Source organism: Microcystis sp. M_OC_Ca_00000000_C217Col (genome assembly GCF_007095585.1).
Taxonomy (GTDB): domain Bacteria; phylum Cyanobacteriota; class Cyanobacteriia; order Cyanobacteriales; family Microcystaceae; genus Microcystis; species Microcystis panniformis.
The window spans coordinates 22,096-28,403 of record NZ_SFBV01000193.1 but is presented as its reverse complement, the minus strand read 5'-3'; the positions used below and the strand labels follow the sequence as shown (position 1 = coordinate 28,403).

At 42.5% G+C, this 6,308-nt stretch carries 9 protein-coding genes and 1 pseudogene; 6 read left to right on the top strand and 4 right to left on the bottom strand.

Annotated features, from left to right (window positions below):
- The 5 genes and pseudogenes from EWV66_RS11600 to obgE form a co-directional block, all read left to right on the top strand.
- A pseudogene (locus tag EWV66_RS11600) lies at positions 1-130 on the top strand (DUF3782 domain-containing protein); the annotation flags it as partial.
- Between the two features lie 464 nt (positions 131-594).
- Entirely contained in the window at positions 595-921 is a 327-nt protein-coding gene (locus tag EWV66_RS11595; RefSeq protein ID WP_052275657.1) for a nucleotidyltransferase domain-containing protein, read from the top strand.
- On the top strand, positions 918-1,301 hold the full coding sequence (locus tag EWV66_RS11590; RefSeq protein ID WP_002787843.1) for a HEPN domain-containing protein: 384 nt from the start codon (positions 918-920) through the stop codon (positions 1,299-1,301). The genes EWV66_RS11595 and EWV66_RS11590 overlap by 4 nt, the downstream gene beginning before the upstream one ends.
- Positions 1,302-1,737: 436 nt before the next feature.
- Positions 1,738-1,914 carry a hypothetical protein gene (locus EWV66_RS11585; RefSeq protein ID WP_221634927.1) on the top strand — a complete coding sequence of 59 codons (177 nt, stop codon included), beginning with the start codon at positions 1,738-1,740 and terminating at the stop codon, positions 1,912-1,914.
- 44 nt (positions 1,915-1,958) lie between these two features.
- Positions 1,959-2,987: a GTPase ObgE gene (gene obgE, locus EWV66_RS11580; RefSeq protein ID WP_002787844.1), complete on the top strand. Its 1,029-nt coding sequence runs from the start codon at positions 1,959-1,961 to the stop codon at positions 2,985-2,987.
- Between the two features lie 9 nt (positions 2,988-2,996).
- Here obgE and EWV66_RS11575 read toward each other — a convergent pair whose 3' ends face one another.
- Together EWV66_RS11575 and rpsP are read right to left on the bottom strand one after the other, a co-directional pair.
- Positions 2,997-3,362 carry a KH domain-containing protein gene (locus EWV66_RS11575; protein ID WP_002787845.1) on the bottom strand — a complete coding sequence of 122 codons (366 nt, stop codon included), beginning with the start codon at positions 3,360-3,362 and terminating at the stop codon, positions 2,997-2,999.
- Complete coding sequence (gene rpsP, locus EWV66_RS11570; RefSeq protein ID WP_002736858.1) at positions 3,355-3,603, bottom strand: 30S ribosomal protein S16; 249 nt, start codon at positions 3,601-3,603, stop codon at positions 3,355-3,357. Before rpsP ends, EWV66_RS11575 begins: the two co-directional genes overlap by 8 nt.
- Here rpsP and EWV66_RS11565 point away from each other — a divergent pair.
- Positions 3,602-3,739 carry a hypothetical protein gene (locus tag EWV66_RS11565; RefSeq protein WP_287115964.1) on the top strand — a complete coding sequence of 46 codons (138 nt, stop codon included), beginning with the start codon at positions 3,602-3,604 and terminating at the stop codon, positions 3,737-3,739. The genes rpsP and EWV66_RS11565 overlap by 2 nt on opposite strands.
- A 378-nt stretch (positions 3,740-4,117) precedes the next feature.
- Here the strand turns inward: EWV66_RS11565 and rfbB are convergent, their stop codons facing one another.
- The gene (gene rfbB / locus EWV66_RS11560) at positions 4,118-5,194 is read right to left on the bottom strand and encodes a dTDP-glucose 4,6-dehydratase (RefSeq protein WP_043995804.1); all 1,077 of its coding nucleotides are present in this window, start codon (positions 5,192-5,194) and stop codon (positions 4,118-4,120) included.
- 46 nt (positions 5,195-5,240) lie between these two features.
- Entirely contained in the window at positions 5,241-6,167 is a 927-nt protein-coding gene (gene cdf31, locus EWV66_RS11555) for a CDF family zinc efflux transporter Cdf31 (protein ID WP_052275658.1), read from the bottom strand.
- Positions 6,168-6,308: the final 141 nt, after the last annotated feature.

Sequence of the window (6,308 nt, the reverse complement as noted above, 5' to 3'; positions counted from 1 at the left end):
ACTAGCATCGGTTGACTTATCCCCAGAATTACGGGAAAAAATTCTGCAAGAAGGGTTTTATGTGGCTCGGATTCATGACCAAGTATTTGAACTCGATATTCCTGATAATTTTCAACCTCAAATCTATTAAGTAGTCGTGCAAAATAAATTTCCTAGTGAAGAAAGGCAAAAGGCAAGAGGCAAGAGGCAAGAGGTGGTTAGATATGTGTAATTAATTTTGCTTAGGTACTTAAAACCTCAAAGGCGATGAGAGCATCCCATTTTCGCCAATCGCCTTCTACAGATGGGAAGTTTTCTCCTGAAACTGGTTCACACAGACAATCCCCCAATCCAAAATCCAAAATGAGATGTTCCCAACCCTTCAGGCTTTGGGGAGTCTCACTCGTTCCAATGTCCTTGAAACTATTTCCAACTTAGCGCCTTTAATCCTTCATTTGGAGGGGGAGGTTGCCTTAAGAGAAGTGTATCAAAGTATTAGGGATGTTAGTCGCTGGTGGCGGTGATGCTCATAAATCAATTAGAAGTGCTACGATCAGCACAGGCCACCATAATACATTTTTTTGCCAAATACAATAATTTCTAGGTAATAAAACAATGGCTCAATTACAAACCCTAATGCCTATACTACAAGAATTTCGCCAAGAATTAGCAAAGTTTTATGGAAAACGGTTAGTAAAACTCATCCTTTTTGGTTCACAAGCGAGGGGTAACGCCAATGAGGACTCAGATCTTGATATTATGGTCGTATTAAAAGGCCCCATTTCCCCTGGAGATGAAGTGATTCGGATGGCAGACATCGCTACTCAACTAGACCTTAAATATAATACCTTCATTTCTTTGATTCCCATCGCCGATGAAGACTTTGTACATCGACAAACCCCATTAATGGACAATATTCGCCGAGAAGGGATTGTCCTGTGAACCAAAACCAAATTTCGTCCTATATCAATCAAGCTAATGAAGAATTAGAAGCGGCCACCCTATTACTTGAAAAAAATTATTATCGTGCTTGTATTTCTCGTTGCTATTATGCCATTTATTGTACAGTCCAAGCTCTGTTAATAGTTAAAAATATCAATACTCGTAGTCATCGAGGGGTACGACAGCAATTTTCTCAACATTTTATTCAAACAGGGGAATTACCATTAGAACTATCAAAAGCGTTAAGAATTACCTATGATTTACGACAATTAGGAGATTATGATCAAGTTATTGAAATAACTAGGGAACAAACACAAATTGCCTTAGAATACGCCACAGTATTTGTAGAACAAGCAAGCCACTGGCTTAATACACATTAGTTTAGTATAAAGAGATAGATAAATTATCAGGGTAAGCTCATCTAATTTGGTATAAATTGTACTTGACAAAGATTTCTGAATAGGGTAGTGAAATCGCCATAGCACCGTCCCGCACCGCCAGTACCCAGACTTAGCCGCTGCTACCTCTGTATAATTTATAATTAAGCCTTAGTCTCACTGTTGTTCATGAAAATTAACGAGGAAATAGCTCATGGGTAAAGGTTTTGCCCCCAGGGTGAGAGCATCTCAAACGCTATTGACAATTAGCCAATTTTGTGAACCGCTTGCTGTGTGGGCATTTCAAGTGATACCAGTCAATCAGAATAGTTACGAAATATTCACATTTGGTCGATTTTTGCTTAACAATTGAGATGGCCAATTCTCCTCAAATATGCCTGAATCGCTCTCTGGATAAGCAAATCACATAAAGTTGATTTTGTCAAGAATTGTTAAGATGCGCTTACCCTGTATTGACGTAGATATTATTATTCTTGCTCATTGGCAGTTATTAAAAAAACAATATCCGAGCCGTTATCTAGTCATCGCTACTACCAATGTCAAACATTTTCAGGGATTCGCAGAAGCTTTAAATTGGCAAGATGTTAACCTATAACAGCTTTGAGCTTGATCATTTTTTCACTTTAATTACTTAATCTTATGCAGTTTATTGATCGCGCCGAAATAGAAGTAGAAGGGGGTAAGGGAGGTGATGGAATTGTCGCTTTCCGTCGGGAAAAATACGTCCCCGCCGGCGGTCCGGCCGGCGGTAATGGGGGAAAAGGTGGTTCGGTGATTTTCGTGGCCACTCAGAACCTGCAAACCCTGCTAGATTTCCAGTATAGTCGCTATTTTAAGGCCGATGACGGTAAACGGGGCGGCCCGAACAACTGCACCGGGGCCAACGGTAGCGATCGCATTATTAAAGTTCCCTGTGGTACAGTGGTTTACAATCTCGATAGCGAGGAAATTATCGGCGATTTGGTCACTCCCGAACAGACTTTAATCGTCGCTGCTGGAGGAAAAGGGGGATTAGGCAACCGCCACTTTTTAAGCAATAATAATCGCGCGCCTGAATACGCTTTACCCGGTTTAGACGGAGAAAAACGCCATTTACGCCTAGAATTGAAGTTATTAGCAGAAGTGGGACTGATCGGGCTGCCCAATGCGGGAAAATCCACCCTAATCTCCGCCGTTTCCTCTGCTCGTCCCAAAATCGCCGATTATCCCTTTACAACTCTTATCCCTAACCTGGGAGTGGTACGCAAACCCACAGGAGACGGGACGGTATTCGCCGATATTCCTGGATTAATCGAGGGAGCGCACCGAGGAATCGGCCTAGGACATGAATTTTTACGCCATATCGAACGCACACGCCTGTTAATTCATCTTGTCTCCTTGACAGCAGAAGACCCGATCGCCGATTATCAAATTATCCAGGGAGAATTGGCCGCCTATGGTCGAGGCTTAGAAAAGCGATCACAAATACTGGTTTTCAACAAAATTGATGCTGTGGACGAGGAAACGATAGATAACTATCAAAAGCAGTTTGCTAAAATAACCAATGCCGAGATTTTGACTATTTCCGCCGTAACAGGAGCCGGATTAACCACTCTACTCGCCAAAGTTTGGCAGCAATTAGAGCAACTGGAGAGGGTCGAGGATGAAACCCCTTCCCTGTTTTCCTAAAATCGCTCGTTAGTTGTTGAGCTGCCGGGGTGCGGGTGGTCGTCGATTGCTCGGTCTTCTTTCCGTACCTTCAAAGTTACCATTAGAACGACGGGTGCGGCGCTGTTCGCCTTCATTTTCGGCCGCATAGACTTCTAGATAAAGAGAGCGACCCGCACTCGCGGCCGCCATTTCTAGGGTAGTTCTAATCGCCTGTAAATTGCGTCCTCCCCGGCCGTAAACTTTGCCTTTATCGGCATCATCGAAGGCTACACGCACCCAAAGACGTTCATTTTCCTTACAGCGCTCGATATCCAATCTCAGACTGGCCGGCTCTTCCAAAAACGGCTCGATAATAAATTTCACCAGTTCGAGATAATTGGGGGTACTAGGCATTGATTTTCTCGAAAATTTTCTGTTTGGTGAGAATGCTGCGCACGGTGTCCGTCGGTTGCGCTCCTTGTTGTAAGCGTCGGATGATTCCTTCCTCATCCAGACGCACTTCATCGGTGCGGGGATTGTAAAATCCTAATTCCTCTAGGGGACGACCATCGCGACGACTGGTGCTAACGGCCGCAACGATACGATAACTGGCTTCGCGTTTTTTACCAAAGCGTTTTAGACGTAATTTGATCATGGTTACTCAAAAATTCTCCTTTCAGATTCTAACTCATCCCGGTGGTATTTCCACAAGTGGCGATCGAGGAAACGGTCGGCAGCCATTGGCTATTATTGAAAATAACGCCGGTTCTTCGTTACTTGGTATGGATTGATTAGTTCGCTCTAGAAAAAAACAATTAACAAAAATCGCTAAATGCCTTTCTATATAAGGGTTCCATCCCTTATAACTCCCGTCCATTGCATAACACAAACCGAAGAGCCATAACGCCGATATCTTAATGGTGAGGTACAAAGTTGAAGTGTGTTAGTTTTGGCTAACACACCCGAAATTAAGATTAAATTAAACCTCTTGCATAATTAATTTTTGAGGGTTCAAAAACGTCAAAAATAAGGATTAAATCGCATAAAATCTGTAAATAGACCATTTAACTGATTAATGCTCATTCTTAATTCTACTGACTACTGGCTACTGACTCCTAACCCTAACAACAATTTGTGATTTTTACAAGAGGTCTAGTTTTTACCCCTCTCTAACCGTAAACTTTCCCATAATACTCTTGATATTCTTTGGATAACAAAGGTTGCCACCAATCCCGATGATCGAGATACCATTGAATGGTTTTTCTTAATCCCCCCTCTACCGTTTCTTGAGGTTGCCAACCTAATTCAGTGCGAATTTTACTGGCATCAATAGCATACCGGCGATCATGTCCGGGGCGATCCTTAACAAAGGTAATTAAATTCTGAGCAGGTTTCACGGGTAAATCGGGAGCTAATTCATCCATTAACTCACATAACATCCTGACTAAATCGATATTTTTTACCTCATTATTTCCGCCAATATTATAGGTTTCTCCCGCTTTGCCTTTGTGAATAACTGTATCTAAAGCTTGACAATGATCCCGCACATATAACCAATCTCGAACATTTTGACCATCACCATAAACGGGTAAAGGTTTACCCAAAAGAATATTAATACACATCAAAGGAATTAACTTTTCAGGAAAATGATAAGAACCATAATTATTAGAACAATTAGTAATAATTGTCGGCATTCCGTAGGTGTGAAAATAAGCTCTCGCTAGATGATCACTCCCCGCTTTTGAGGCAGAATAGGGACTATTAGGCGCATAGGGAGTAGTTTCGGTAAAAGCCGGATCATCTACTCCTAAACTGCCATAAACCTCATCGGTGGAAACGTGCAGAAAACGATAGTTATCGGGTTGATGATTACTTAACCAATGTTGCCGAAAACTTTCTAATAGAGTAAAAGTTCCCACCACATTAGTTTGCACAAAAGCTCCAGGACCAAGAATCGATCGATCCACATGGGATTCGGCGGCAAAATGAGCAACCGTATCGATATTTTCACCAGCAAATAATTCATCAACTAAAGCTCGATCGCAGATATCCCCTTGCAGAAAACGGAAATTCTTTCTATCTTTCAGTGTCCCTAAATTATTCAAATTGCCCGCATAGGTAAGAGCATCGAGAACAATGACACGATCCTCAGGATAATTCTCGCACCAATGATGAACAAAATTCGAGCCGATAAATCCTGCTCCACCAGTAACTACTATGCTTCTAGCTTGATTCTCCGTCGTCATGGCCACCTCTAGCAAAAGTTCGCTACTTATTTTAGGCTTTTTTGCTTCACACTTCTTCATCAAAAGTGATCCGATCAGAGTGATAATCCGGCGGTTCAACGTGAATTAAAATTCTCACAGGGCTAAATTGTTGGCTTAATCTTGCTTCCACCGCTTCCGTGATTGCGTGAGCAGTTTCCACATCTTGAGCGGAGACAACTAGGTGCATTTCTATAAATACCTGTCTTCCCACCACTCCCCGAGACGCGATCGCATGACAATTAAGCACCCCCGGCACCTCCAAGACAATTTGATGAATCACTTCAGGAGCGATCGCCATTTCATCCACTAACAAAGGTAAATTCTCCTTGAGGACTTTCCAACCACTGCTAAACACCAAAAAAGCGACAGGAAAGGACAAAATCACATCTAACCATTGTAATTGGGGAATATTAGCCGTATTGCCCACCCAAACCCCAACTAACCCCAATAAAACCGTAATTGTCACCCACACATCACTCATGGTATGCCTAGCATCGGCAATCAAAATCGGACTACCGACACGCTGCCCCACGGATCTTTCATAATAGGTGACAAAAATATTCACCCCTAAAACGATAATTAATAGCCATAATTCCGGACCGGCAATCTCGACAGGTTTTCCTCCTTTGATAATACGCATGATCGCCCCTTGCAAGATTTCAAAACAGGCAATCCCCAAAAATGCGGCGATCGCTAAAGCTCCGATCGCTTCGTATTTCAGATGTCCGTAGGGATGATCTCGATCTGGATAGGGAGAGGAAAACCGCATCGCTACTAATCCCAAGACATTATTGGCACTATCGGTGACACTATGGAGAGCATCCGCTTGCAGACTTAAAGCACCAATCCTCAAACCCACCCCCGCTTTGATCGCCATAACCAAAATGTTCAGCAGTAGGGTGATCCAGAGAACTTTTTGGACGGTAGCCCGATTATCTTTTAAAACAGCCACAGGATTATCAGTTATCAGTTATCAGTGGGTAAGTTATCAGTTATCAGTTATCAGTGGGTAAGTTATCAGTTATCAGGGAAATTTCAACTAAAACCCCAAAACCCCAAAAACCCAACTACTTGAGGGTTGAAAAAGGGCAAA

Bases quoted from the DNA above. Each gene is read 5' to 3' on its own strand.
- rfbB (WP_043995804.1), bottom strand. From the start codon at position 5,194: ATGACGACGGAGAATCAAGCTAGAAGCATAGTAGTTACTGGTGGAGCA.
- obgE (WP_002787844.1), top strand. From the start codon at position 1,959: ATGCAGTTTATTGATCGCGCCGAAATAGAAGTAGAAGGGGGTAAGGGA.
- EWV66_RS11565 (WP_287115964.1), top strand. From the start codon at position 3,602: ATGGTTACTCAAAAATTCTCCTTTCAGATTCTAACTCATCCCGGTGGT.
- EWV66_RS11595 (WP_052275657.1), top strand. From the start codon at position 595: ATGGCTCAATTACAAACCCTAATGCCTATACTACAAGAATTTCGCCAA.
- rpsP (WP_002736858.1), bottom strand. From the start codon at position 3,603: ATGATCAAATTACGTCTAAAACGCTTTGGTAAAAAACGCGAAGCCAGT.
- EWV66_RS11575 (WP_002787845.1), bottom strand. From the start codon at position 3,362: ATGCCTAGTACCCCCAATTATCTCGAACTGGTGAAATTTATTATCGAG.